Annotated in this window: 1 protein-coding gene; it reads left to right on the top strand. The window is 45.0% G+C overall.

Annotated features, from left to right (window positions below):
* The coding region (locus T359_RS22925; RefSeq protein ID WP_035785070.1) for an InlB B-repeat-containing protein at positions 1–977 on the top strand (977 nt) is incomplete at both ends.

Below are 977 nucleotides of genomic sequence, written 5' to 3'. Positions count from 1 at the left end.
TTCGAAGCAAGATTTGTAATTGATGATGAAGACACTTACAAGATCAGCTACACATCAGCTGGAAACGGAGCAGTAAATCCTGAGGAAGAGACCCATCAGGTACTTGACACTCAGGATAAGATCTCAGGTTCCGAGGCAACAGCAGCTGCCGGCTATAAGTTCGATGGCTGGTATAAGGGTGAAGAGAAGGTAGCAGATACTGCAGTAATCAGTGCAGCTACTGTATATTCAAAACTCAATACCAGAGAGAAAGATGGACTTCCTGCAGATACAACCTTTGAGGCAAGATTTGTAATTGACGATGAAGACACCTACAAGATTAGCTACACATCAGCAGGAAACGGATCAGTTACTCCTGAGGAAGAGACTCATCAGGTACTAGACACTCAGGATAAGATCTCAGGTTCCGAGGCAACAGCAGCTGCCGGCTATAAGTTCGATGGCTGGTATAAGGGTGAAGAGAAGGTAGCAGATACTGCAATAATCAGTGCAGCTACTGTATATGGAAAACTCAACACCAGAGAGAAAGACGGACTTCCTGCAGATACAACCTTCGAAGCAAGATTTGTAATAGACGATGAAGACACCTACAAGATCAGCTACACAACAGATGGTAACGGATCTGCAAATCCTGATGAAGAGATACGTCAGGTACTTGACACTCAGGATAAGATCTCAGGTTCCGAGGCAACAGCAGCTGCCGGCTATAAGTTCGACGGCTGGTATAAGGGTGAAGAGAAGGTGGCAGATTCAGCACAGATAAGTGCAGCAACTGTATATGCAAACCTCAACACCAGAGCAAAAGACGGACTTCCTGCAGATACGACCTTCGAAGCAAGATTTGTAATTGACGTTAATGATACCTACAAGATCAGCTATATATCAGCAGGAAACGGATCAGTAAATCCTGAGGAAGAGATCCATCAGGTACTTGATACCCAGGATAAGATTGCTGGCTCCGAGGCAAAAGCAGATGC

The sequence above is a fragment of the Butyrivibrio sp. MC2021 genome, assembly GCF_000621605.1.
Classification (GTDB): Bacteria; Bacillota; Clostridia; order Lachnospirales; family Lachnospiraceae; genus Butyrivibrio.
Note: the sequence above shows the minus strand (reverse complement) of the source record. Positions and strands in the feature narration are given on the sequence as shown.